Raw genomic sequence first — 24,080 nt, 5'->3', positions numbered from 1 at the left:
TTTCTTTAGTATTGGTAATTAACTAAATCACACAATCCATTGAAACCTGTTTAGCGAGGTTAGGTAGCTAAACAAGCGTCATATTAAATTAAGAGTTATGAAAAAGATATTGGTAGTAATCGCATTAAGTTCTTCAGTTTTATTTGCTTGTAATAACAAGGCAAAAGAAGAAGCGGCATTAAAACAACAACAAGCTGAAAAACAACTGGCTATTAAGGCAGTTAAAGATAGTTTAAGGTTAGATAGCTTTAAAAAAGCCGAGGTTGCAAAAGCGGAGCAGGAAAAAGAAGCTAAACACCAGGCAGAATTAGCTGCAGCAAGAAGAGCAAGCTCATCTAGATCATATGCTAGCTCAGGCGGTAGTTCTAGCGGTGCTTATGGTGGCGCGCAACCAACAGCTAAGAAAAAAGGTTGGAGCGATGCAGCCAAAGGGGCAGTTATTGGTGGTGCGGCCGGAGCGGTTGGTGGTGCTTTAATTGATAAGAAAAAAGGAAGAGGTGCCATTATTGGTGGATTAGTTGGAGCTGGTGGTGGTTATTTAATCGGTAGAGGTGAAGACAGAAAATCTGGCCGTGTACAGCCTAAAAACTAAAAAAGGTTTTTAAAGATATTTAAAGTCCCGATTTACATCGGGGCTTTTTTTGTGCAAAAAAAAATGATTTATATATTTAACGAAAAAAGAACCATGATAGAAACCCAAACCGTAGATAAAGGACAGATCCAACACTTCGTAATGTTCTGGTTAAAACCTCAACTAACCAAAACCGAGATCGCAGATTTCACTAACTTCTTCGAAAGTTTAAAACCTATAAAATATATTAAAACATTAAGTTACGGCTTAGCAGCAGGTACGCCTGTGCGTCCTGTTACCGATAACTCCTTTACCTATTCGTTAACCATTACCTTTGCCAACATTGCAGACCATAATGCCTACCAGGAAGATAAAGTACATTTAGATGCTGTAGAAAAATTCTCTAATAACTGGTACCGGGTGGTGGTACACGATACAGTGATTTCTTAATAAGTTTTAGCCACTGAAACACGGAATACACGGAACGTTCCATAACTCGTCATCCTGAACATGTTTCAGGATTTTTCCACCCTTAAGCAATAAGTGCGCACAGATGAATATATTATTTCATTTATGCGCATTTTTATTAAAGATTCATTTACGAAAGGATCAATCCCATGATCCGTCATTTCGAGCGCAGCCGAGCAATCTATTTTAAGTTAAGTAGCCTAGAAAGAGGTTTGTCACCATGAATTTATTTTAGGGTTACAAAACAATAGATATTGTTCATTATATGATGAATAAAGTTCAAACCTCCCATTTATTTGGTAAAATAAGTACTCAGAATTATATTTTGTTTATAAATTTAACAACAAGTATATCAGTAAGTTATCTTAAATCACTTAAATAAAAACTGATATTAAGTACGTTGCTAGTAGTGAATAGTGGCTTTAAAATCAAAATATAATTTCGATAAACTATTAAATTAACTAGTAATCAGCAACTTACATAGGTTAAGTTATTAATACTGATGCCTGTTATATGCAGCGGTAAAATCAGAACGCATTAGCTTGAATCGCGCCACTACGGCTTGGATAAATTCTTCATCAATAATTTCAAACACATCGTTAACACCACCTCCACTCAGGTCAAGCTCTGCAAGTTTATAACTTTGCTCAAAGGTACCCTGCTCAAACTTTACAATGTATTTTTGATTCATCGAAAAAATGGTAATCTTACATTCCGGATGCGGAAGTTCTGCTACTACTCTCATTTATTTTATATTTTTATTTATAATTCAACAGATACGCCATTAAGCGTGCCCCAGCTATCTATAATCGAGAACCGGGCAAACAACTCTTCCTTGTACCATTCGCGCTCCCTGGTAAGTTTAATTACATCCGAATGATCAAAAGATTTATAAGCATAGTTTTTCATACTATCCGCATCGGCCCAGATCGAAAAGGTAGCCTGATCGAAAAATGGATTTTCGCCAATACCTGCCGACAAGATAAAACCTGGGGCAGTTCGCATAGCATCAGCTGCTCTTTTAATATTCTGCCTAAATTCTTTTAACTTATTAAATTTAATCGCCGCCCTTGTAATTACGGCAATCTTACCTGTATGGGTATTGCCTATTTTATCAGTCTTAAATGGCTCTACTGCTGACCATAAGCCATGACTGGATAAAGGGTTTAATAAGATGGTAAAACTTTCAATCCCAAAGAAACCAAACCATTTCAGCACAAAAGAATTACGATAAAAAACATCACAATCGCTCCGGTTATCCCAGGTGGTAAGCACGGCCCAATGTTTATAATCAGGAACTAAATCTACCTGAGCATCTTTTCCGCTCCCCATTAACTTCCAGAACCTGCATCTTTTATTTAACCACAATGGTAACCGTAAAATAGCCATCCCTACAAATGCAAAAGGAACGGTAAGGCCACGGAATTTGGTAATGGTTAAGGCTACAATCATAAACTCACGGTTATTGATGCCAAAACTAAGGATTTTAAGGATAGGTTGTCATTCAAATTTTCGTCATTAAAATTCACTATTGCCTTACATCTCACAAATCATAATTAACTTTGATTATAGAAATAAAAAAAATGGCAGAAGATTTAACCATCACCAGAAATACATCAAAGGAAGAGCAATATCAATCGATTATCCCTCAGATAGAAGCTTTACTTTACGGCGAAACCGATTTCATCGCAAACTTGGCGAATGTTGCAGCAGCACTTAAAGAACAGTTTAACTGGTTTTGGGTAGGTTTCTATCTGGTAAAGCAAGGTGAACTGGTATTGGGCCCATTTCAAGGGCCGGTAGCCTGTACGCGGATTAAAAAAGGAAAAGGAGTATGTGGGGCCTCTTGGCAACAGGCAGAAACCATTATCGTTCCAGATGTTGAAGAATTTCCTGGTCACATTGCCTGTGCATCTGCTTCTAAATCAGAAATTGTCTTGCCATTAATTGTTAATGGTGAAGTGATAGGCGTTTTAGATGTAGACAGCGAAGTGTTAAATAAATTTGATGAAACAGATAAAACTTATTTAGAGCAAGTTATATCAATTATATTAAACAGATAGTTAATTAAGATATTGAAACTAAAAGAAGAATATTATCTAAATGAAGACGTGGTTAGCCTGGCTAAAGATCTGTTAGGCAAAATACTCTATACCAAAATTGACGACGAAATCACCGCAGGCATCATCGTCGAAACCGAAGCTTATTTTGGTGTAAAGGATAAAGCTTCGCATGCTTACGGCGGCCGCAGAACCAACCGAACAGAAACGATGTATAGCAATGGAGGCATTGCCTATGTATATCTTTGTTATGGCATGCACAACCTCTTCAATATTGTAAGTTCGAAAGAAAACGACCCGCATGCTGTTTTAATCAGGGGGATAGAACCTTTGGTTGGGATCGACATTATTGAGCAGCGTAGAAATATGCCGCATACAAAGGGTGCTATTTCGGCTGGCCCAGGCTCTGCCGCAAAAGCACTGGGAATAGATAAAACTTTTAACGCCAAAAATCTAACCGGAGATGAGATCTGGATCGAGGATCATGCTATCCGCTACTTAGATGAAGATATTGCCGCCACACCTCGCGTAGGCATTGCATACGCAAAAGAGCATGCTTTATTACCATGGCGGTTCTTTGTTAAAGGCAATAAATATGTGAGCAAGCCAAACAAAGTTTGATAAAATAACATAAATTGAAATGCAGGTTTGGAAACAATATCTGCTTTTTTTGTATTATTGAGGCAATGAATTTTGAAAACAACTTATTATTTGCGCAAACACAAGACGAAGCCGATCAGCTGCATGATTTCAGGTCTCAGTTCTTATTTCCAAACCACAAAGGGAAAGATTTTATTTACCTGTGTGGCAACTCATTAGGGCTTCAACCTAAAGTTTCCAGCGAAGTTTTAAAAGGCCAGCTTAACAACTGGGCCAACTATGCAGTAGAGGGCTGGTTTGATGGAAACGAACCCTGGATGTTCTACCACAAGGCTCTCAAAAAGTTAATGGCCCCGATTGTTGGCGCATTACCATCGGAAGTTTGTCCGATGAATACCTTAACTGTAAACCTCCATTTCTTAATGGTTAGCTTTTATCAGCCTAAAGGTAAACGATTTAAGATCATCATGGAGGGCGGCGCATTCCCATCTGATCAATACGCAATAGAAAGTCAGGTAAGATTTCATGGTTTCGACCCAAAAGAAGCGATTATAGAGGTTTTTCCCAACGAAGGCGAAGAAATACTCCATACTGAAGATATCTTAGCTAAAATCAAAGAAAATGCAGATGAGATTGCTTTGGTTTTATTTGGTGGAATAAACTATTACACCGGTCAATGGTACGATATGGAAACCATTACAGAGGCAGGGCATGAAATCGGTGCAATTGTAGGCTGGGATCTGGCGCATGCCGCAGGTAATGTTCCCGTAAAGCTTCACGATTGGGATGTTGATTTTGCCTGCTGGTGCTCATACAAATATCAAAATTCAGGTCCGGGAGGGATAAGCGGAATCTTTGTTCACGAAAAACATTTCAGAAACACCCAATTGAACCGCTTTGCAGGATGGTGGGGTTATCAGGAAAGCAAACGTTTTAAAATGGAAAAAGGCTTTATTCCAGAAGCTGGGGCAGACGGCTGGCAGGTAAGCTGCACACAAGTAATGCCAATGGCTTTATACCACGCTTCGCTTCAGATTTTTGAAGAAGCAGGTTTCATTGAACCGTTAAGAAATAAAAGTATTAGTTTAACTGCATATCTTGAATTTATTATAAATGAAGTAAATAAGGAACTAGGTATAATGCAATATAAAATCATTACACCTAAAGTAGCTAAAGACAGAGGGGCGCAACTATCCATTATCGCGCAACGTAATGGTAAACAGATTTTTGATGGCTTAATGGCTAACCACATACTTGGCGATTGGCGCGAACCTGATGTGATCCGCTTAAGCGCAGTCCCTCTTTATAACTCTTTCGAAGATGTTTATTTGGCCGGACAAGCACTTTTAAAAGTAAGTAAAGCGGTTTTACGATAAAGAAGAGCAAAGGCTCATCAAATAAAAAAGCAAGAAAATGATCAATTACAACCCTAAAGACTGGAGTACTTTCATTTTTCACATCCACAAAAGTGATACTTTCAGAAAATTGTGGCCATTAATGCTTGCAGTAGCTGTTTTTTCGGGTCTGGTTGCATTTGCCGAGCTCAATTTTTTTCAACTTTCTAAAAGCAGCTATGTGACCAATATAGGCATGATGCACAGCTTATTGGGCTTTGTTTTGTCCATGCTGCTGGTTTTCAGAACAAATACAGCGTACGACAGGTGGTGGGAAGGAAGAAAGCTTCTGGGATCTTTAACCAACGTGAGCCGCAACCTGGCCTTGAAAATAAAAGCACTTAAATTGACAGAGGAAGATGTCCGTTTTTTTGAATACGGTATTCCTAAATATGCTTTTGCCTTGAAAGAACATTTACGTGAAAGAATGTATTTTGGCAAAAATAGTCTTTTAATAGAGGTTGAAGAAGGTAAGCACGTGCCAAACCAGATTGCAGGAAGCTTAATTAACAGGTTATACGAACTACTCGAAAAAGGCGCTATTTCGCAGGAACAATTTATTGTCCTTTCTGGCGATTTTAATCAATTTACCGATATCTGTGGTGCTTGCGAGCGTATTAAAAACACACCGATCCCATATTCTTACAGCGCTTTTATCAAGAAGTTTATCTTTATTTACGTAATTACTTTACCTTTTGGGTGGGTATTCAGTTTAGGTTATTTTGTGGTGCCAATTGTTCCCTTTATCCTCTATGTATTAGCGAGTTTGGAGTTGATAGCTGAAGAAATAGAAAACCCATTTGGAGAAGATGCGAATGATCTTCCTGTGGATCAGATCTGCACGAACATTGAAAAACACGTGGAGGAAATTTTAGGCTGATGATTAAGATTGCCTGGCATCCCCTTTACGCGCATCCTTTACCCGAAGGGCATCGTTTTCCGATGCTGAAATATGAGTTGATACCCGAACAACTTTTGCATGAAGGGACTATAGCACAGCAGAATTTATTTAGCCCAGAACCAGTTTCGGAAGATATTATACTCCTGACTCACGAAAAAACATATTGGGAACAGCTTAGAGATTTAACACTTTCAGCGAAAGACCAAAGAAGAATAGGTTTCCCATTAAACGCGCAGCTATTAGAACGCGAGCTGCGAATTACTCAAGGTACAATCGATGCAGCCCGTTTTGCAATGAGTAACGGAATTGCCTTTAATGTAGCAGGTGGCACCCATCATGCAGGCAGCAATTGGGGCGAAGGTTTTTGTTTATTGAACGATCAGGCTGTTGCAGCTAATTACTTGTTAAATAAAAATTTAGCTAAGCGGATCTTAATTATCGATTTAGATGTACATCAGGGAAATGGCACGGCAGAAATTTTTCAAAAGGAGCCAAGAGTGTTCACTTTTTCGATGCATGGTGATAAAAATTTTCCTTTTAGAAAAGAAATATCAAGTCTGGATGTTCCTTTAGCTGATGGTGTGCAGGATGAAGAATATCTGTCAACATTAAATGCCAATTTAAAAAAGGCATTCGAAAGGGCCAGACCTGATTTTGTATTTTATTTATCGGGGGTTGATGTGCTTTCTACCGACAAACTCGGCAAACTGGCATTAAGCAAGGCTGCATGTAAAGAACGCGACAGAATGGTGCTGCAGGCCTGTAAAGATAAAAATCTGCCGGTGCAGGTGAGTATGGGCGGTGGCTACTCCATTGATATCAGAGATATTGTAGATGCGCACTGCAACACCTACCGCCTGGCTTTTGATTTATTTGGATAAGCTCATCCACAAAACCATAATATCCTTATCTTCGCGGCCATATGTTGGAGATTATTTATCAGGACGAAAATCTAATTGCAATTAACAAACCCCATGGGTTATTGGTGCATCAATCTTCCATTGCAAGAGATGCCACGGAGTTCGCGCTTCAGTTGCTAAGAGACCAGGTTGGCAAACATGTTAGTCCAGTACATAGGCTAGATAGGAAGACAAGCGGAATCTTATTGTTTGCTTTCGATAAATTATCTGAAATTGCTATGCATCAGCAATTTATGAATGCAGAAACCGATAAAAAATACCTGGCTATTTTGCGTGGTTTTACACCCGATACAATGGACATTGATTATCCTCTGGCCAAAGAAAACGGAACGATGCAAGATGCTTTCACTTCGTTTAGAACACTGCAAAGGGCAGAGGTAGCCGTAGCTTTCGGTAAACATCCAACCTCACGGTATTCATTGGTAGAGGCCACACCCAAAACTGGGAGGATGCATCAATTGAGAAGACACTTTAGCCATATCCTACATCCAATTATTGGCGATAGGACACATGGTTGCAACAAACAAAACAAATTCTTTAAAGCGCAATGGGATATGACAACCATGTTGCTCCATGCCTCGGAGTTAGCATTCACTCATCCCATTACAAAAGAAAAAATCCATTTAAAAGCCGGTTTACACGATGAGTTTAAAAGAGTGATGGATTTTATGAAAATGGAACCTTAGCACAATTTTTGCCATCAAAATCTGTTTATATAACATCTATGATTAAATACTTACGTTTTACACTTCCAGTTTTAGCGCTTTTCGCAGCCAGTTGTTCTTCAGTTTATATGCCAAACGTACCAAATACCCCCATGTTAAGTAAACAGGGTGAATTTAGTGGCGGCGCGCACATCTCATTAAAAGGCAATGCCAGTGTTAATGGTGCTTATGCCGTTTCTGATCACATTGGTGTACTTTTTAGTGGTTCGAGAATGAATAGTGAAAGAAAAAGCAAAGATTTCGGGCATAAACTTATTGAAATTGGAGGAGGATACTTTGATACTTTTGGCCCGGATAACAACCGGATTATTGAGGTTTATGCAGGTGTAGGGAAAGGTTGGAGTGATATTACCTTCCGCGATTATAAAAACGACATCCTTATTAGTAGCGAATTGCAGGAAGTTGATTACCGCAAAACCTTCTTACAGGTTAATTATAGTTCTAAAAAGAAAAATAACCTGCGTCTATTCGGAACAGATTTCCCAATTAACTACGGTACAGCATTAAGGATTAGCCATATTAAAATGGATAGGTTCTTTTTAAACGGTATTGTGCAGCCGAAAGAAGATAATATTTTCTTTGAACCGGTTTTCTTTACGCGTATGGCGCTCAGCAAAACTTTTCAGCTACAATATACCACCAGTAGTAATATTGGCTTAAAAAACCGTAAATATATGTCTGCGGGCAATTCTATCTTCACTATTGGTGTTGTGGTTAATGTTGGGGGGAAGTAATTCCTGCTGTCATTAAATAATCTTCAAATTTCTCGTTTTATTACTTAGTCGCGTCATTTCGACTGGAACGAAGCGAAATGGAGAAATCTATCCATAAGAAATTCCGTTCGATAGATTTCTCCACTGCGGTCGAAATGACGAATTTATCTAAGGATGCATCTGCTCCACCTTCAAAGCCTTAGTTTTATTTTGAAACCTTAGAAACAACAGAATAGAAGCCGTTAATAAACCCAGGGTTAATCCATACCAGATGCCATTAACACCTAAGTTAAAATGAAATCCTAAAACATAACCAATTGGAATACCAACTACCCAATAGGCTAAAAAGGTAATAAAAGTTGGAATATTAACATCGCCAATACCACGTAAAACACCTAGGCCAACCACCTGTGTGCCATCAAACAGCTGAAAAAAGCCAGCGATAATCAATAATTGGGCTGCAATAGGAATAACAGCAGCATCTTCCGTATAAATGAAGGGCATGATGTCATTTGCCAAAACAAAAATCACTGCGGTAACAGACATAAACAACAAAATAACATGGTAGCTGGCTATGGCAGATTTACGTAAATCGTCGAAATTTTTCTTACCAAAGTTATTTCCCGTTTTAATAGTAGCTGCCGAAGCTACGCCGCTGGCAATCATATAGGTCATGGCGGCTAAACTAATTGCAATTTGATGCGCAGCTTGCTCTACCGCTCCAATTGTGCCGATAAGCACTGCAGCGCCGCTAAAAGCACTGATTTCGAATGAATATTGCATGGCAACTGGCATCCCGATTTTAGCAATCTTAATCGCCCTTATTTTATCAAAAAACGTGGCTTTAAAACTGATCAGGTATTTTTTGAAATGCTGAGAACGCAATACATAAAAACACATTACGGTAGCCATTAAAATCCTGTCGATTAAAGTACTTAAACCCACACCACTAACACCCATCGATTTAATACCGAACATGCCTTTTACGAAAATGATTCCTAAAATGATGTTGATCGCATTTCCCCAGATAGAAACAAACATGGCCTGTTTGGTAAATCCTAAACCTTCAGCAAACTGTTTAAAAGTCTGGAAAATCAGTAAAGGTATAATTGAAACAGATAAAAGGTTCAGATAAGGTTTTGCATAACGCACTACTTCGGGTGTTTGCTCGAGGTGGTCGATCACAAACAAAATCCCCAATTGAACCAGTATATATAAAAATATACCCACGCAGATATTAATAATTAAACTGTTTGATAAAAGCTTTCCACATTCATCATAATTCTGACGGCCGTTTTCCTGTGCGATAAGCGGCGTTAAACCATACGAAATACCCAAACCAATTACCAGGATAAGCATAAATATACTGTTCACTAACGAAACAGCCGCCAATTGAATGGTATCAGTAAAATGACCTACAATAATACTATCGGCCATGTGTACCAAAGTATGACCAACCTGAGAACCTACAATTGGCAGTGCCAGACGAAGATTTTCTTTGTAATAGGCTTTATATTTGGTGTAAATTTTAGAAAACATAGGGTTACAAAGGTCGCGTATTTAAAGCTCAAAAAGTAGGTGTGTAGAAAAGTTAATGTTCGATTTTAAAAAGGCGATCGTCATGCTTAATTTATTTTACAAGTAGGTTTAGTGTTTTCAATTGCCTTGCAGCTACTACGTGGTCAGCATCTTTCTTGTTAGTTTTTACATAATTAAAACCCGCGTAAAATAGATCCTGAAACAAGTTCAGGATGACGACCATCGAGAAAAAGCACCTTATCTCACCGCCGTAAAATATTCTTCTTTTTCTGAAGTATGCGATTTGATTACATTGGTTAAAATTAAATTAACCAAAACTTTTTGTGCCTTGCGGTAAGAACTGCGCAACAATTTACTAAACTCTTTCAGCGTAATCTTTTCGTTCTCTTCCAAGTATTCGAGCAGCTTTTTTTCATTTTCAGAATAGGAAATGAGTACACCATTGTTTTTATATTCCTGTTTCAACACTTCAAGAATAATGCGACTGGCTAGAACGCTTTTATCATCTATACGGATATAAGCCCACCATTTTTTTTGATCATCGAGTGCATAATGTGGCTTCGTATCACTTTCAGGGATATTAACTACCAATACCAATTTATCATCAACATAAATTTCTTCGAAGTAAGGCTCAATTGCCGGTTTGCAGAACTGATGCGCTGCAGTTAAAATCATGTACTTTTCTTCTTCTTCTGATTTTACCCCTTTAATAGATCCATCATCAGCAACACCAATCAATAGTTTCCCCCCTTTGTTATTGGCAAAAGCAACCAGACTCTTGGCAATTTTCTCGGTATTGGTAATGGTTTTCTTAAAATCGAGCATAACGCCTTCGCCCTGCAAAATTAAACTCTTAATACTCGGCATAATCTAAAAAATTAGTAAGCAACTCTAGGGGTTTCGCCCTGATGCAGGTTTCGGATATATACTTCATTCATCACGGTAGCGCACAGCTCGCCATCCTTATTGGTAATTTCCATCGGGTAGGCTTTTACAAACTTTCCAACGGTTTTTAGTGCGTGCTCTGCTTCGTTCAACATCTCGTTAGTTACAGTTATGGTAAAGTATAATGTAGAACGACCAGGCTTTAAATATTGTATAGAAGCACTTTTTAGCCAAACACGGACTTTAAAGCCTCTGCGCTGCATTAACTGATCGAACAATAAAGCATAAAACGGATCTGTAGCTGCATAAATAGTACCACCAAAAATAGAACCGTTATAATTTTTATTCAAAAAACTCTTGCTCAGCTTAACCGTACAGCTTCTAAATTCATTTTCAAATTTCTGAACCCAAATGCGTTGAAAAAATAGGGGTGGGTAAAAACGCATTACCCATTTCAGGGTGTTTTGAGAAATAATCATATTCACTAATATCAGAAAGTTTTATCACCTTTTAAAGTTTTGAAGATCTTGTTTTAGTAATATTATTCCTGAAGCCTGAAGAATTTGAAATAAGTAATACCGTTTCGAAGGAATGACCGACCCGGCTGATAGCTTGGTTGTTTATATCATTTCATCATATGCGGGAAATTTAAAAAGGGTTTTGGTAAATGGTTATGGTGTATATGCTGAAAACATATCGCCAGAATTGCTGAATAAGTTAAAGATCCACCCTGAATAATGCATTTATTTTGTTTCACAATACATTAATAATCAATGCGATGGGTGAAAAATAAGCAATAAGAAATAAAAAAAAATAAAACCAAATGATTATAAGGTTGTTAGGTTGATAGATAACAATAAAAACTATGAAAAAAATAATCTTAAGTCTTGCTTTTGCGGGTTCTCTTATGATAGCCACATCAGCATGCAATTCGTCTAAAAATATGGCTGGTTCTTCAGACAGTACTGCGACGGATTCTACAAAAATGATGGATACGACTAAAAAGATGCCAGACACAACCTCTAAAAAAATGCCTGACACGACTAAAATGCCACCTGATACTACAAAAAAAAATCCTCCGATGTAGGAAAATAAAAGCCACTCTAAAACAAGAGTGGCTTTTATTTTAAAAATCTATTTTAAATATTTGTGTTATTGCGTACTTTCAGCGTTTAAACCAAATAATTAAATGGATCTTCAAGCAAAAGCAAACAACCGCAATGTAATTTTCTTAGTTATTGTAGCTGCTCTGGGTTACTTCGTAGACATTTACGATCTTGTTTTATTCTCTGTTGTTCGTGTTCAAAGTTTAACTGAAATTGGTGTTTCTCAGGTAAATATGCAATCTGATGGCTTTTTGATCATCAATTCTCAAATGTTCGGTCTACTTTTAGGCGGAATTTTATGGGGCATACTGGGCGATAAACTGGGAAGGATCAAAGTTCTTTTTGGTTCAATCCTTTTATATTCATTGGCCAATATTGCCAATGGTTTTGTTACATCGGTTAACAGTTATGCCATCATCAGGTTTATTGCCGGTATAGGTTTAGCTGGAGAGCTTGGTGCAGGGATTACTTTGGTTGCTGAAACCATGGATAAAGAAAAACGCGGTTATGGAACCATGATTGTTGGTGCAGTGGGTTTATTAGGTGCTGCTGTTGCGGCAACTGTAGCTGCCGAATTTACCTGGCAAACCTCCTACTTTGTAGGCGGCGGAATGGGCTTGGTACTGCTTTTATTACGTGTTGGCACTTTCGAATCGGGCATGTTTAAACACGCCGCTAACCAAACAGAAGTATCAAAAGGAAATATCTTAATGCTGTTTAACAACTGGAAACGTTTTTCGAAATATCTCTATTGTATCTTAATCGGTATTCCGTTATGGTTTGTGGTGGGAATCCTGGTTACCTTAGCGCCAGAATTTGGTAAAGCTTTAGGTGCGACAGAACCACTAAAAGCTGGTACCGGCATTATGTTTACCTATTTTGGAATTGCAATAGGCGATGTGGTTACAGGTTTACTCTCTCAGGTATTAAAGTCGAGAAAAAAAACAGTCTTTATTTTCCACTTGCTTTCTGTTGCGAGTGTGGTTGTTTATTTAACCAGTTTCGGCTTAACGGGTAGCAATTTCATCTGGATCTGTCTATTTATGGGCTTTTCTGTAGGTTATTGGGCTACATTTGTTACCATTGCATCAGAACAATTCGGCACAAACATAAGGGCTACTGTAACTACAACTGCACCTAATTTTGTAAGGGGTGCATTAATCCCTATTACATTCTTATTCGAATTTTTAACCCATAAATACGGATTAATTACGGCCGGATATTTAGTGATGGGGATCTTAACCCTGATTGCGATGTTTGGTTTGAGCCAATTAAAAGAAAGTTTCAACAAAGATTTGGATTATTTAGAAGAGTAATAATCTCCTGGCTTCTGACTAAAAACAATGTCAATAAAATGTACTATCTAAACATAAATCAATATAGCTGCTTGAATACCTTTAAATTTGTATGGAAATAGAAAAAAATCATCATGTTTAAAGAAGAAGTAGCAGAACGGTATAAGCAAATACAGGATGAAATTTGCAGGGGATTAGAGATTGCCGATGGCAAAGGAAAATTTGAAGAAGAACGCTGGGAGCGAAACGGTGGGGGAGGCGGACGTACCCGGATTATGCAAAATGGTGCAATTATCGAAAAAGGTGGCGTAAATTTCTCTGCGGTACACGGTAAATTGCCCGAAGCCGTAAAAAAAGCCTTTAATGTAACCGAAGATGATTTTTTTGCCACAGGTGTTTCAATTGTGATTCACCCAAATCATCCGCTGGTTCCGATTATCCATATGAATATCCGTTACTTTGAACTCAATGAAGAAACGCGATGGTTTGGCGGTGGTATAGATTTAACACCACATTACGTGTTCGAAAACGATGCCCGTTTTTTTCATCATAAATTAAAACAGGCTTGCGAAGACTTCAGCGCTGAGTTTTATCCCAAATTTAAAGCACATGCCGATGATTATTTCTTCATTAAACACCGTGAAGAAACCCGTGGTATTGGCGGTATTTTTTATGATAGACTAAAGCCTGAAAACACGAATTTATCATGGGAGCAGATCTTAGATTTCTCTATTAATATTGGTGAAACATTTTTGCCAATTTATACTGAACTGATTGATCGTAACCGCGATAAAGAATATACCGAAGCCCAGAAACAATGGCAATATCAGCGCCGTAGTCGTTATGTAGAGTTTAATTTAGTTTACGACTCTGGAACAAAATTCGGCTTGGAAACCAACGGACGGATAGAATCTATTTTAATGAGTTTACCACCACAGGCTAACTGGGGCTATAATGTTCAGCCGGAAATTAATTCTGAAGAATACAAAACGGTACAACTGCTTAAAAAAGGAATTAACTGGATCTAAATGACCGAATTAAAAGAATTTGAGCTCCTGCTACTTAAAACAATAATAAAAGATAATTTAGAGAAATTCGGCTATTTGTCTGGGCACTTAGATTTTATAAGGATCGACACGACTAAAATAACCGGTACAGGTCTTTACATAAATTTTGTCTACCTAAAGGAATTTCAAGAAGAAAAATTTGAAAACGGTTTACTCAGTGCTGAAGTAAAACTAACTGCTCCGAACCTGAAAAATGAATTAACTTATTGTTTGGATGTTACGAACTGTAAAATAGATTCTCTAGAAATTTTAACCAATGAAAAAGAAAATTGGAACGGTGATTTGGAGAATTGTAGTTTGAATTAATTCGGGGTTAATTTTCGCCAAGTATTTTTTTACCAACCAAAAAATAAATTAAAGACCCAAAAAGAGGCAAGAACAATACAACATTGGTCCACATCCACTTTTGTCGTCTTTTATTGTATGGAAATTTCGAAATGTCTAAAATAACGTAAATGTTTATCAACATGATAAGCATTACAACAATAGCGAGAATTATAAAATAAGCGTTCATACGTAAATATAGTCATTTTAAAACAATGTTAAAGATGGCGCCACCTCATGAAAGCCAGCTTCTAGTTTGCCAAGCCTGAAATCGTTTACCAGGTTATGAGCCAGGCGTGTTGGTTCGGGGATACGATAATTTCCAACAGATTTTTTAATTGTATTTAAACTTTCTTCTTGCGTAATTAAGTGACCGGCAGAAACGTAGACAGGTGCGCAATTGCGCTTTGTTCTCAATGCAAAACCAAGCATTTCGCCAGCATTATTTTTAATTTCTGCAGTACTAAATTTGACATTTTGAGGCTGGTGATTTTGTCCATGTAAAAGACTCTTAGCACAGCCAATTGTGGTTTGGTTAGCGAGAATTCCAAAATGCGAAGCAACACCCATACGGCGTGGATGCAAAATTCCGTTTCCATCAAGCACTACAACATCCGGTTTATTGGGTATCAGTTCCCAAACTTTCAATAATGCCGGAACTTCTTTAAAGCCTAAAAACCCTGCTTTATAAGGAAAACTGGTTTCGTAAGTTTCTAATGCAAATGATTTTAAAACCATTTCAGGATAAGTTAAGATTGCAATTCCTGCGTACATGGTTGTACTGTTTTTATTAAATGAAATATCTGCGCCAGCAATAGTTTCAATTTTGTTGAGTGACTGAAAATTTAACTGTTTGGCTAATTCAATTTGGTAAGCGGTAGCATCTTCGAAGCTGTAATGATCGTACATGGTTATTATTACAAACGCTTAATGATTATTGTTTTATTATTGTATTATATTAATTAATCGTTATCATATAAGTCATTTTTATATTATGTCTTATAATTAATATTATGTTAAGTTTGTTTTCCTAATACTACCCTATTCTTATAAATTACTTAATAAAATTATAGTTCTTGAAGTTTACGGTTAAGCTCTTGTACTTTGTTCGTTACTCCCTTTTTAGTGTAGATATCGATCAGCAACTGTACTGTTTTTTTATCGTTCGGGTTAATTTCATTTGCGCGCTGCAAAGCAAACTGTGCACGATTGATCAGGCCTTTATATTTTTCTGTTTTATCAGCATCATTTTTGCTCAGGGTTTCATTGGCTGTATTGATGTAAGCCAAACTGAGCTGGTATAATGCATCAAAATAATTTTGATCTGTAGACAAAGCTTTATCATAAGCCAAAATTGCGGTGGCGTTATTTCCAGCAACCTGTTGCAGATAACCGTAAAGAAAATAAAGTAGCTTGTTCCCTTTTTCTACTTTTAAATTGTTTTCGATTAATCCCTGAGCTTTACTATAATTCTCGGTATCAAGTAATAGATTGATATAATCATTTGTTAAAAAGCGATTGAACGGATTAAGCACAAGTCCATCCTCCAAAGTTTTGATAGCGGTTTCATTTTCTGATTTCACCACATACATCTGCGCCATTTTCTGAAAAACCGATGGATTTCTGATTCCGTTTTCTTTTGCACGTTTAAAATAGGTTAAAGATTCGTCGTAAGACTGGATATTTAATGCGCAAATTGCTGTATTTAACGCCAATGTGGTATCTGCAGGGAAATTATCACATACTTCTTTCAAATCAGCAAATGCTTCTTTAAAATCGTTATTAAAAAAAGCTTCATTACCTTTTTCCTGTTTTTTGATGAGGATATTATGATTAGAGGCTTTAATAAGGCCGCCATTATCATCATAACGATCTAAAGATTTGGCTTTGGCTACAGCTTCAACAGCTGAATCATAAAATTTATTCGCATTATTGGGATCTGTATCAATTATTGAAGCGAAAGAAGTAAGATAGGATTTAATAGACCAGGTTTCACTCCAGTTTTTAGTTTTGTTATCTTTCTCAGCTGATTCTATTGATTTTAAGCCTTCTGTAATAATCGATAACTGTTTTTTTTCATCTTCTTTATTGGCAATTGAAGCTTGTAGTTTACCGACAGCATTTCTGGCGATAAGAATTTGACTTTTTTGCGCTACAGCATTAAAAGAAACGAAAATTAAAGCGGTTAATGATATTTTAAGGCAATTCTGCATAATATAAATAATGTGGTAAAACCGTAATAAACCATAAAAATAAACATAAAAAAAAGAGCCCCGAAATTTCAGAGCTCTTTTTTTGGATCGGTCAATAAATTATTGTTTAGGCAATGCGTCTAAACGTTTCTTGATATCTTCGTAATTTTTAGTATCATTTCTAAAAGCATAGATCGTTTTCAAGGTCTCTAATGCACCTTGATTTTTGGCATCAACCTCAAGTGCTTTTTTATAAAAAGGAAGAGATTTATCTAACAGCGCATTCATTTTACCTGTTACTTCGTTAAACTCTTTCACTTTTTTAGGATCGATTTTATTTCTATCGGCTTGTAATTTTAAAGCCTGACTGAAATAGATGTTGCCCAAAAGAACCTGATAGTTAGGGTTGTTAGGTTCTTTTGCAGCTAAAGCAACCAGCATTTGCTCAGATTTGGCAGCATCACCCCTATCAATATAAATCTGGGTTTCGGTTTTAATCCAGTCGGTATTTTCAGGAAATTTAGCAGAAGCTTCTTTAATAACAGCCAAAGCAGCTGTTGTATCTTTTTGTTTTGCTAATGTGGTTGAGATAATCTCAGAATATAAATCTTTAGACTGTGGAGAATTCAAAGAGATTACTTTTTTGAATTGGCTAATCATGTTTGGATAATCCTCACTAAGTCTGGCCGCAATACCCGCATTCAGATACATAGCGGTGTCGTTTGGATTGATTACTGTTGCTGCCACGAATTTTTGATACGCAGTTTTGTAATCTTTCTTATTGTATGCAATTACACCACCATTTCTAACTGCGTTGCTAATATTGGTTTCAGCTAAATTAATATTATCTTTTTCACTTCCTTTTGTATCCAATTTCTTGGCTTCAACAACTGCATCCTGAGCAATTTTTAGGTTTGCATCGGCATTTGCAGTGCTTGTTGAATCCAGAATAGCTGCAGAAGAAGCGAATAAAGCGCGGTACGACCATGCTTCAGGCATTACTTTAGATTTTTCATCAGCAATTGCTTTGTCGGTATGGGCCAAGCCTTTTGCTAACGCTTCAAGCTTTTTTGCCAATGGCGTTGATGCACTTGAAGAAGTTAGCTGGAATAAACCCCAGTCGTTTTTTGCCGCGGTTACTTCACTTTTCTGAGCAAATGCAGAGCTTACCGCACCTGCTAGAACTATACTTAGAAATACTCTTTTCATAATTTTTATTCTAATCTTATTTTTAGTTAATTTTCTTCTTCCGCTTCGCCTTCTTCTTCAGTATCATCAGCCTCGGGAGTAGTATCTGCTTCCACTTCTTCACCGTCAGTAACTACAACATCTGTTAAATCTACTGTTTCTTCTTCATCTTCTTCGTGATCAATTTTAGTAACCGACGCAATTTCGTCATCACCTTTTAATGATATCAAACGAACCCCTTGTGTGGCACGGCCCATTACCCTTAATGCTGATACCGGAATTCTGATTACAATACCTGAACGGTTAATGATCATCAAATCTTCGCTATCTGTAACGTCTTTTATTGAAACTAATTGTCCAGTTTTTTCAGTAACATTAATTGTTTTTACCCCTTTACCACCACGGTTAGTTACACGGTAATCTTCAATATCTGTGCGTTTACCGTATCCTTTTTCTGACACTACTAACACTGTAACTTCAGGATTGTTAACAGCAATCATGCCAACAACTTCATCCTGATCGTGTGCAAGCCTAACACCGCGTACGCCGGTAGCTGTTCTACCCATCGGACGAACCGTACTTTCGTTGAAACGGATCGCTCTACCAGAACGCAATGCCATTACAATTTCGCTTTGTCCGTTAGTTAAACAAGCTTCCAGTAATACATCACCATCATTAATATTGATGGCATTAATACCATTTACACGTGGACGTGAATAGGCTTCAAGAGAAGTTTTCTTAATGGTACCTTTTTTAGTACACATAATAATGAAATTGTTCTCTAAATATTCCTGATCTTTCAGGTTTTTAACCTTAATGTAGGCTTTAATTTTTTCCTCTTTCGGGATATTGATAATATTCTGGATCGCTCTTCCTTTACTGGTTCGTGAACCTTCTGGAATTTCGTAAACCCTCAACCAGAAGCACCTTCCGGCTTCGGTAAAGAACAGCATATAATTGTGGTTTGTGGCCACAAGCATGTGCTCAATAAAATCTTCATTTCGTGAGTTACTGCCTTTAGATCCTTTTCCGCCTCTACCCTGTGCTCTAAATTCGGTTGCCGGTGTACGTTTTACGTAACCTTCGTGAGAGATAGTGATTACCACTTCTTCATCATCGATGAAATCTTCCATGCTCATGTCTTCGGCTGAGTGAACGATAGTTGTTCTACGCTCATCACCAAATTTCTGACGGATTTCTGCTAACTCATCTTTGATGATCTGCATACGCAAACCTTCATCTGCTAAGATAGATTTTAAATGCTCGATGGTTTTCATTAACTCTGCATACTCTTCTTTGATCTTATCGCGCTCTAGTCCTGTTAAACGACGAAGCGTCATATCCAAAATCGCACGTGCCTGAAGATCGCTAAGTCCGAATTTTTCCATCAAGCCTAAACGGGCATCTTCAGGGGTTTCGGAAGCACGGATTAATTTAATTACCTCATCTAAATGATCTAAAGCAATTAAATAACCTTCTAAAATGTGTGCACGTTTTTCGGCTTCTGCCAATTCGTAACGGGTACGGCGAACAATTACATCATGGCGGTGATCCACAAAATGCACAATTAAATCTTTAAGATTTAACATTTGTGGACGGCCTTTTACCAATGCAATGTTATTTACACTGAAAGAAGTTTGTAATGCGGTATACTTATATAAGTTGTTTAAAACAATAGAAGCATTTGCATCACGTTTAATTTCGTAAACGATGCGGATACCATCTTTGTTCGATTCGTCTTTAATGTTCGAAATACCTTCAAGTTTTTTCTCGCCAACCAATTCAGCAGTACGCTCAATCATCTGTGCTTTGTTAACCTGGTAAGGAATTTCGGTAACAATAATTACCTCGCGGTCTTTAATGTTCTCGATTTCGGCTTTTGCACGCATTACAATACGGCCACGACCTGTTTCGAAAGCTTCTTTTACCCCCGTATAACCATAAATAATACCACCGGTAGGGAAATCTGGAGCTTTTACAAACTTCATCAATTCCTCGATCGTAATATCTCTATTATCGATATAGCTTACCACACCATCAATTACTTCGGTTAAGTTGTGAGGTGCCATATTGGTGGCCATACCTACCGCAATACCAGAAGATCCGTTAACCAATAAGTTCGGGATTTTTGCAGGTAAAACGGTTGGTTCTTGTAAGGTATCATCAAAGTTTAACTGAAAATCTACAGTATCTTTATTGATATCGGCAAGCATTTCTTCGGCTATTTTCGAAAAACGTGCCTCGGTATAACGCATTGCAGCCGGAGAGTCACCATCAATGTGACCAAAGTTTCCTTGTCCATCAACCATTGGATAACGTAAGCTCCAATCCTGAGCCATACGAACCATAGTAAAGTATACAGATGCATCACCATGTGGGTGATACTTACCTAAAACCTCCCCTACAATACGGGCAGATTTTTTATGTGGTTTATTACTGGTTACACCAAGATCGAGCATACCATATAAAACACGGCGGTGTACCGGTTTCAATCCATCACGTACATCAGGCAAAGCCCTCGATACGATTACCGACATTGAGTAATCAATGTAGGCCGATTTCATCTGCTCCTCTATATTAATTTGAATGATTTTGTCGTTCTGCTGATTTTCTAAATCTTCTGCCATAAATTATTATTCTCGCTACTTAAAACGATATTAAAAAGGGTATTACTATAACCTTGCGAATTTAACAAAATTTAGCCGAATTAAGGCATTGTTGAAAAGTTTTGACCTTTGTTATAGGTTTTTTATTCCCGACGGGATTTTAATTTATTGAGGGCCAGTTTAACGAGTTTACAGCATTTACAAAAAAATGGGTTGTGAGTTTTTTTTGTAAATGTGAGGTTCTGTTTCAGTGGCGGTCTGCAGTCCTGCTATCGCTACAAGTCCTCATTCGTACCTCATTGTGGGCTATTCGCTATATCAGGTTTATAAACAAAGGACAGTATTTCATATTTGGATCTAAACCTCGCAGGTTTCAAAAACATACGAGGTTTGTAATTGAGTTTGTAGAGAACTAAAATTTACAATCTTAACTAATTCTGATACTTTTGCGTTTCAAATTACATATAATGGCAAACGGAAAGAAATCTGCAATGAGTTTTATTATGGTTACCCTCCTGATCGATTTTACAGGTTTTGGGCTGATCATTCCGGTTTTACCAAAACTTATTCAGGATTTCACTGGCGGTGGCTTCGGTTTAGCTGCAGAATATGGCGGCTGGCTCACCCTTGCATATGCATCAGTACAATTTATATTTTCGCCAATTATCGGAGCAATGAGCGATCGGTACGGACGAAGGCCCGTGTTATTAAGCTCTTTGTTTGGTTTAGGTATCGATTACATCTTTTTAGCTTTCGCCCCTTCTATTGTTTGGTTATTTGTAGGAAGGATTATTGCAGGAATAACAGGTGCAAGTTTTACAACCGCACAGGCATATATCGCTGATGTTTCGCCTCCAGAAAAAAGAGCGCAAAATTTTGGCCTGGTTGGTGCAGCATTTGGTGTTGGATTTATCTTAGGTCCGGTTTTAGGTGGCGCTTTTAGCCATTTTGGTACGCGGGTCCCTTTCATGATTGCTGCAGGTTTATCTTTAATTAACTGGCTTTACGGTTATTTTATACTGCCAGAATCTTTACCTGTTGAAAAACGGAGGGCTTTTGACTGGAAAAGGGCAAATCCAATCGGCTCGTTGTTAAGCATTGGCAAATACCCTGCATTATTGGGCTTAATGGCTACCTTATTCTTACTATATTTTGCCAGTCACGCAGTTCAATCCAACTGGACATTTTATACCATGGAGAAATTTAAATGGGATGCTGCATGGGTAGGCTATTCGTTAGGTTTTGTGGGTTTGGTTGTGGGCCTTGTTCAAGGTGGTTTAATAAGGGTGATCCTTCCCAAAATCGGAGAAAAGAAAGCGGTTTACTTTGGTCTCATTTTATACATCATAGGCTTCATAGCTTTTGCTTTTGCAAGCAAGGGCTGGATGATGTTTGCCTTTATGCTTCCTTATGGTTTAGCCGGAATCTGCGGGCCGGCCATGCAAGGATTGATTTCGAATCAGGTACCTTCGAATGCACAGGGCGAAATGCAGGGTGTTTTAACCGGTTTACAAAGTTTAGCGGCCATATTTGCTCCTTGGGTAATGACACATATTTTTGCTTATTTTATCGAAGGCAAGGCTCCGGTTTATTTTCCAGGGGCACCGTTTATATTGAGCGCGGTGTTAACATTGATTGGGTTGTTTATTTGCTTAAGAAGTTTGAAGAAATATCATTAGGACGTCTAAAGCAACTCATTAGCCAAATTAGCCAACTCGCTCCGCTCGCCTTTATGTAAGGTAATATGTGCGTAAAGCGGATGGTTCTTAGCATTTTCTATCAGATACGAAAGTCCGTTACTTTCAGAATCTAGGTATGGCGTATCAATTTGGTAAATATCGCCGGTAAAAACTATTTTGGTATGTTCGCCCGCCCTCGAAATTATCGTTTTCACTTCATGCGGCGTTAGATTTTGTGCCTCATCAATAATAAAGAAAATTTTAGTGAGGGTTCTTCCCCGGATAAAAGCCAATGGCGCAATCGCTATTTTTTCGGTAGCAATCAGTTCATCAATCTTTTCCGACATTTTATCATCGCCGATAAACTGCTCTTTAATAAACCGCAGATTATCCCAAATTGGCGCCATAAAAGGATCAGTTTTCGATTTTGCATCGCCTGGCAAGAAACCGATGTCTTTATTGCTCAGGGAAACGATCGGTCGCGTAACATAAATCTGTCTAAAGTTTTTACGCTGTTCTAAAGCGCTTGCCAAAGCCAATAGTGTTTTACCTGTTCCGGCATTCCCTTGTATGCTCACCAGCCTAATTTCTGGATCTAAAAGCGCATGAATGGCAAATGCCTGTTCAATATTTTTAGGTTTGATTTTAAATATAGGATCAGTAGAAACTGCTGAAATTGTTTTTAAACTGTTGTTATAAAATACATTAGCTGTTTTTCTCTTGTTCCTTAAAATATAAAAGTGATTACCATTTTTAGGTGGCAGTTCTACTTCATTCGCATCAATAAAAGGTTGTTTTTTTATTTCATCTATAATTTCCACCGGAAAGTTGGCTATTTCCGTCTTTCCGGCATAAAGCTCATCTACATTTTTAATTTTACCAGTTTCGTAATCTTCTGCATTTAAATCCAGAGCTTTTGCTTTTAACCTCAGGCAGATGTCTTTCGATACCAGTACTACTTTCTTATCGGGATATTCTTCTTTTAAACTTAATGCTGCATTTAAAATCTTATGGTCTGTTTTGCCTTTTCCATACACTTCTTCTGCATTTATAGTTAAAGGCTTTTCATTTAAAACCACCTTAAATTTTCCTGAATCAGGGCTTTTTAACGAAATCCAATCGCTGATAAGTTTTTGTTTTGAAGTTTCATCAATAAGGCGGATAAAACTTCTGGCCTCAAAATTCCGGGTATCGTTACCGCTTTTAAAATTATCGAGCTCTTCTAAAACCTGAATGGGGATAGCTACATCGTGCTCGTGGAAGTTATTTATCGCATCATGGTCGTACAAAATAACCGAGGTATCTAAAACGAATATCTTTTTTGACGGATTGGAGATTGATTTACCTTTTTTGGCCATTTGGTAAATTTAATATTTTAGGGATAATATGCTGAAAGATTCGCTCTTTTTTTGATCGAAAGATCAAAATTTAAGGCAAAATAAAAACGGGGTTCTTCTTCTTTCGATTCAGTTCCCCGTTTTAACTCTAAAAACAACCGTAGTCGCATTTTAAAGCATCTAATTCTTGTTACTTTGATTTTTCCGTTATCGTTAGGTTTTGCAACTTTTGCGATTCGTGAAAATTTATTTCCAACTCCTCTGTCCGTAAACTTCCTAGTTTTCAATAATCTCTGTTTGGGCCTGTGCGATTTTCTTATGATCCAATCTTACGATGGTTATATATATCCTTACTCGGTTTAACCCTTTCAGAAATTAATCGTTTTCCCTGTAAACACTCCGAAACAATTCCCCTTTCGGTTCTTTATCTCTTTTGGATTGTTTTATCAGAATTCAAAGTACTTCGTATTTGATATCATCTAATTTAGTAGGAAAACACATATTTGTCAA

General features: G+C 37.6%; 26 protein-coding genes. 15 read left to right on the top strand and 11 right to left on the bottom strand.

Annotation, left to right across the window (positions count from 1 at the left end; genetic code table 11):
• Positions 1–97 precede the first annotated feature (97 nt).
• Positions 98–592 carry a YMGG-like glycine zipper-containing protein gene (locus LQ227_RS15535; RefSeq protein ID WP_230149930.1) on the top strand — a complete coding sequence of 165 codons (495 nt, stop codon included), beginning with the start codon at positions 98–100 and terminating at the stop codon, positions 590–592.
• 63 nt (positions 593–655) lie between these two features.
• Positions 656–1,021, top strand: a complete 366-nt coding sequence (locus LQ227_RS15530) for a Dabb family protein (RefSeq protein WP_230146626.1) — start codon at positions 656–658, stop codon at positions 1,019–1,021.
• A 511-nt stretch (positions 1,022–1,532) separates the two neighbouring features.
• Here the strand turns inward: LQ227_RS15530 and LQ227_RS15525 are convergent.
• Positions 1,533–1,784 carry a hypothetical protein gene (locus LQ227_RS15525; protein WP_230141216.1) on the bottom strand — a complete coding sequence of 84 codons (252 nt, stop codon included), beginning with the start codon at positions 1,782–1,784 and terminating at the stop codon, positions 1,533–1,535.
• Between the two features lie 17 nt (positions 1,785–1,801).
• The gene (locus LQ227_RS15520) at positions 1,802–2,491 is read right to left on the bottom strand and encodes a DUF3291 domain-containing protein (RefSeq protein ID WP_230149928.1); all 690 of its coding nucleotides are present in this window, start codon (positions 2,489–2,491) and stop codon (positions 1,802–1,804) included.
• Positions 2,492–2,622: 131 nt separating this feature from the next.
• Here LQ227_RS15520 and LQ227_RS15515 point away from each other — a divergent pair, with 131 nt between their 5' ends.
• The 7 genes from LQ227_RS15515 (at position 2,623) to LQ227_RS15485 (ending at position 8,373) form a co-directional block, all read left to right on the top strand.
• Positions 2,623–3,102 (top strand): GAF domain-containing protein, encoded by a 480-nt coding sequence (locus LQ227_RS15515; RefSeq protein WP_230141212.1) that lies wholly within the window; start codon positions 2,623–2,625, stop codon positions 3,100–3,102.
• A gap of 12 nt (positions 3,103–3,114) precedes the next feature.
• The gene (locus LQ227_RS15510) at positions 3,115–3,720 is read left to right on the top strand and encodes a DNA-3-methyladenine glycosylase (RefSeq protein ID WP_230141209.1); all 606 of its coding nucleotides are present in this window, start codon (positions 3,115–3,117) and stop codon (positions 3,718–3,720) included.
• 65 nt (positions 3,721–3,785) lie between these two features.
• Positions 3,786–5,075: a kynureninase gene (gene kynU, locus LQ227_RS15505; RefSeq protein ID WP_230149926.1), complete on the top strand. Its 1,290-nt coding sequence runs from the start codon at positions 3,786–3,788 to the stop codon at positions 5,073–5,075.
• Positions 5,076–5,112: 37 nt separating this feature from the next.
• Entirely contained in the window at positions 5,113–5,973 is an 861-nt protein-coding gene (locus tag LQ227_RS15500) for a bestrophin family protein (protein ID WP_230141205.1), read from the top strand.
• The gene (locus LQ227_RS15495) at positions 5,973–6,875 is read left to right on the top strand and encodes a histone deacetylase (RefSeq protein WP_230149924.1); all 903 of its coding nucleotides are present in this window, start codon (positions 5,973–5,975) and stop codon (positions 6,873–6,875) included. Before LQ227_RS15500 ends, LQ227_RS15495 begins: the two co-directional genes overlap by 1 nt.
• A gap of 41 nt (positions 6,876–6,916) precedes the next feature.
• Positions 6,917–7,600 carry a pseudouridine synthase gene (locus tag LQ227_RS15490; protein ID WP_230149922.1) on the top strand — a complete coding sequence of 228 codons (684 nt, stop codon included), beginning with the start codon at positions 6,917–6,919 and terminating at the stop codon, positions 7,598–7,600.
• 38 nt (positions 7,601–7,638) lie between these two features.
• The gene (locus LQ227_RS15485) at positions 7,639–8,373 is read left to right on the top strand and encodes a hypothetical protein (protein WP_057934679.1); all 735 of its coding nucleotides are present in this window, start codon (positions 7,639–7,641) and stop codon (positions 8,371–8,373) included.
• Positions 8,374–8,520: 147 nt separating this feature from the next.
• On the opposite strand, the gene LQ227_RS15480 is transcribed toward LQ227_RS15485, so the two are convergent.
• The 3 genes from LQ227_RS15480 to LQ227_RS15470 form a co-directional block, all read right to left on the bottom strand.
• Positions 8,521–9,891: an MATE family efflux transporter gene (locus LQ227_RS15480; protein WP_230149921.1), complete on the bottom strand. Its 1,371-nt coding sequence runs from the start codon at positions 9,889–9,891 to the stop codon at positions 8,521–8,523.
• Positions 9,892–10,128: 237 nt separating this feature from the next.
• Complete coding sequence (locus tag LQ227_RS15475; RefSeq protein ID WP_230141197.1) at positions 10,129–10,758, bottom strand: helix-turn-helix domain-containing protein; 630 nt, start codon at positions 10,756–10,758, stop codon at positions 10,129–10,131.
• 11 nt (positions 10,759–10,769) lie between these two features.
• Positions 10,770–11,255, bottom strand: a complete 486-nt coding sequence (locus LQ227_RS15470) for a DUF4442 domain-containing protein (RefSeq protein WP_230141186.1) — start codon at positions 11,253–11,255, stop codon at positions 10,770–10,772.
• 112 nt (positions 11,256–11,367) lie between these two features.
• On the opposite strand from LQ227_RS15470, the gene LQ227_RS15465 reads away from it, so the two are divergent.
• The 5 genes from LQ227_RS15465 to LQ227_RS15445 all read left to right on the top strand — a co-directional run bounded on the left by LQ227_RS15465 (position 11,368) and on the right by LQ227_RS15445 (position 14,550).
• On the top strand, positions 11,368–11,514 hold the full coding sequence (locus LQ227_RS15465) for a hypothetical protein (protein WP_230149918.1): 147 nt from the start codon (positions 11,368–11,370) through the stop codon (positions 11,512–11,514).
• Between the two features lie 127 nt (positions 11,515–11,641).
• Positions 11,642–11,863, top strand: a complete 222-nt coding sequence (locus LQ227_RS15460; RefSeq protein ID WP_215128697.1) for a coproporphyrinogen III oxidase — start codon at positions 11,642–11,644, stop codon at positions 11,861–11,863.
• A 102-nt stretch (positions 11,864–11,965) separates the two neighbouring features.
• On the top strand, positions 11,966–13,198 hold the full coding sequence (locus LQ227_RS15455; protein WP_230141182.1) for an MFS transporter: 1,233 nt from the start codon (positions 11,966–11,968) through the stop codon (positions 13,196–13,198).
• 113 nt (positions 13,199–13,311) lie between these two features.
• Positions 13,312–14,205 (top strand): oxygen-dependent coproporphyrinogen oxidase, encoded by an 894-nt coding sequence (gene hemF, locus LQ227_RS15450; protein WP_230141180.1) that lies wholly within the window; start codon positions 13,312–13,314, stop codon positions 14,203–14,205.
• Complete coding sequence (locus LQ227_RS15445; protein WP_230141178.1) at positions 14,206–14,550, top strand: hypothetical protein; 345 nt, start codon at positions 14,206–14,208, stop codon at positions 14,548–14,550. It abuts the gene before it with no gap.
• Between the two features lie 7 nt (positions 14,551–14,557).
• Here the strand turns inward: LQ227_RS15445 and LQ227_RS25650 are convergent, their stop codons facing one another.
• From LQ227_RS25650 to gyrA, 5 genes are all read right to left on the bottom strand, one after another.
• Positions 14,558–14,713 carry a PLD nuclease N-terminal domain-containing protein gene (locus LQ227_RS25650; RefSeq protein WP_167343635.1) on the bottom strand — a complete coding sequence of 52 codons (156 nt, stop codon included), beginning with the start codon at positions 14,711–14,713 and terminating at the stop codon, positions 14,558–14,560.
• 62 nt (positions 14,714–14,775) lie between these two features.
• Entirely contained in the window at positions 14,776–15,477 is a 702-nt protein-coding gene (locus tag LQ227_RS15440) for an endonuclease V (RefSeq protein WP_230141175.1), read from the bottom strand.
• 158 nt (positions 15,478–15,635) lie between these two features.
• The gene (locus LQ227_RS15435; protein WP_230141173.1) at positions 15,636–16,781 is read right to left on the bottom strand and encodes a lipopolysaccharide assembly protein LapB; all 1,146 of its coding nucleotides are present in this window, start codon (positions 16,779–16,781) and stop codon (positions 15,636–15,638) included.
• 99 nt (positions 16,782–16,880) lie between these two features.
• Positions 16,881–17,969, bottom strand: coding sequence for a tetratricopeptide repeat protein (locus LQ227_RS15430; protein ID WP_230141171.1), 1,089 nt, complete (start codon positions 17,967–17,969; stop codon positions 16,881–16,883).
• Positions 17,970–17,995: 26 nt separating this feature from the next.
• On the bottom strand, positions 17,996–20,575 hold the full coding sequence (gyrA, locus tag LQ227_RS15425; protein ID WP_230141169.1) for a DNA gyrase subunit A: 2,580 nt from the start codon (positions 20,573–20,575) through the stop codon (positions 17,996–17,998).
• 446 nt (positions 20,576–21,021) lie between these two features.
• Between gyrA and LQ227_RS15420 the strand changes: the two genes are divergently transcribed.
• Complete coding sequence (locus LQ227_RS15420; RefSeq protein ID WP_230149915.1) at positions 21,022–22,233, top strand: TCR/Tet family MFS transporter; 1,212 nt, start codon at positions 21,022–21,024, stop codon at positions 22,231–22,233.
• Between the two features lie 5 nt (positions 22,234–22,238).
• Here the strand turns inward: LQ227_RS15420 and LQ227_RS15415 are convergent, their stop codons facing one another.
• Positions 22,239–23,591 carry a PhoH family protein gene (locus LQ227_RS15415; protein ID WP_230149912.1) on the bottom strand — a complete coding sequence of 451 codons (1,353 nt, stop codon included), beginning with the start codon at positions 23,589–23,591 and terminating at the stop codon, positions 22,239–22,241.
• Positions 23,592–24,080: the final 489 nt, after the last annotated feature.

Source organism: Pedobacter sp. Bi27, from assembly GCF_918698255.1.
Lineage (GTDB): Bacteria > Bacteroidota > Bacteroidia > Sphingobacteriales > Sphingobacteriaceae > Pedobacter.
Note: the sequence above shows the minus strand (reverse complement) of the source record. Positions and strands in the feature narration are given on the sequence as shown.

Bases quoted from the DNA above. Each gene is read 5' to 3' on its own strand.
- kynU (WP_230149926.1), top strand. From the start codon at position 3,786: ATGAATTTTGAAAACAACTTATTATTTGCGCAAACACAAGACGAAGCC.
- LQ227_RS15440 (WP_230141175.1), bottom strand. From the start codon at position 15,477: ATGTACGATCATTACAGCTTCGAAGATGCTACCGCTTACCAAATTGAA.
- LQ227_RS15430 (WP_230141171.1), bottom strand. From the start codon at position 17,969: ATGAAAAGAGTATTTCTAAGTATAGTTCTAGCAGGTGCGGTAAGCTCT.
- LQ227_RS15495 (WP_230149924.1), top strand. From the start codon at position 5,973: ATGATTAAGATTGCCTGGCATCCCCTTTACGCGCATCCTTTACCCGAA.
- LQ227_RS15415 (WP_230149912.1), bottom strand. From the start codon at position 23,591: ATGGCCAAAAAAGGTAAATCAATCTCCAATCCGTCAAAAAAGATATTC.
- gyrA (WP_230141169.1), bottom strand. From the start codon at position 20,575: ATGGCAGAAGATTTAGAAAATCAGCAGAACGACAAAATCATTCAAATT.
- LQ227_RS15475 (WP_230141197.1), bottom strand. From the start codon at position 10,758: ATGCCGAGTATTAAGAGTTTAATTTTGCAGGGCGAAGGCGTTATGCTC.
- LQ227_RS15485 (WP_057934679.1), top strand. From the start codon at position 7,639: ATGATTAAATACTTACGTTTTACACTTCCAGTTTTAGCGCTTTTCGCA.
- LQ227_RS15525 (WP_230141216.1), bottom strand. From the start codon at position 1,784: ATGAGAGTAGTAGCAGAACTTCCGCATCCGGAATGTAAGATTACCATT.
- LQ227_RS25650 (WP_167343635.1), bottom strand. From the start codon at position 14,713: ATGTTGATAAACATTTACGTTATTTTAGACATTTCGAAATTTCCATAC.
- LQ227_RS15465 (WP_230149918.1), top strand. From the start codon at position 11,368: ATGACCGACCCGGCTGATAGCTTGGTTGTTTATATCATTTCATCATAT.
- LQ227_RS15455 (WP_230141182.1), top strand. From the start codon at position 11,966: ATGGATCTTCAAGCAAAAGCAAACAACCGCAATGTAATTTTCTTAGTT.
- LQ227_RS15445 (WP_230141178.1), top strand. From the start codon at position 14,206: ATGACCGAATTAAAAGAATTTGAGCTCCTGCTACTTAAAACAATAATA.
- LQ227_RS15530 (WP_230146626.1), top strand. From the start codon at position 656: ATGATTTATATATTTAACGAAAAAAGAACCATGATAGAAACCCAAACC.
- LQ227_RS15435 (WP_230141173.1), bottom strand. From the start codon at position 16,781: ATGCAGAATTGCCTTAAAATATCATTAACCGCTTTAATTTTCGTTTCT.
- LQ227_RS15490 (WP_230149922.1), top strand. From the start codon at position 6,917: ATGTTGGAGATTATTTATCAGGACGAAAATCTAATTGCAATTAACAAA.
- LQ227_RS15470 (WP_230141186.1), bottom strand. From the start codon at position 11,255: ATGATTATTTCTCAAAACACCCTGAAATGGGTAATGCGTTTTTACCCA.
- hemF (WP_230141180.1), top strand. From the start codon at position 13,312: ATGTTTAAAGAAGAAGTAGCAGAACGGTATAAGCAAATACAGGATGAA.
- LQ227_RS15420 (WP_230149915.1), top strand. From the start codon at position 21,022: ATGGCAAACGGAAAGAAATCTGCAATGAGTTTTATTATGGTTACCCTC.
- LQ227_RS15480 (WP_230149921.1), bottom strand. From the start codon at position 9,891: ATGTTTTCTAAAATTTACACCAAATATAAAGCCTATTACAAAGAAAAT.
- LQ227_RS15460 (WP_215128697.1), top strand. From the start codon at position 11,642: ATGAAAAAAATAATCTTAAGTCTTGCTTTTGCGGGTTCTCTTATGATA.
- LQ227_RS15500 (WP_230141205.1), top strand. From the start codon at position 5,113: ATGATCAATTACAACCCTAAAGACTGGAGTACTTTCATTTTTCACATC.
- LQ227_RS15515 (WP_230141212.1), top strand. From the start codon at position 2,623: ATGGCAGAAGATTTAACCATCACCAGAAATACATCAAAGGAAGAGCAA.
- LQ227_RS15535 (WP_230149930.1), top strand. From the start codon at position 98: ATGAAAAAGATATTGGTAGTAATCGCATTAAGTTCTTCAGTTTTATTT.
- LQ227_RS15520 (WP_230149928.1), bottom strand. From the start codon at position 2,491: ATGATTGTAGCCTTAACCATTACCAAATTCCGTGGCCTTACCGTTCCT.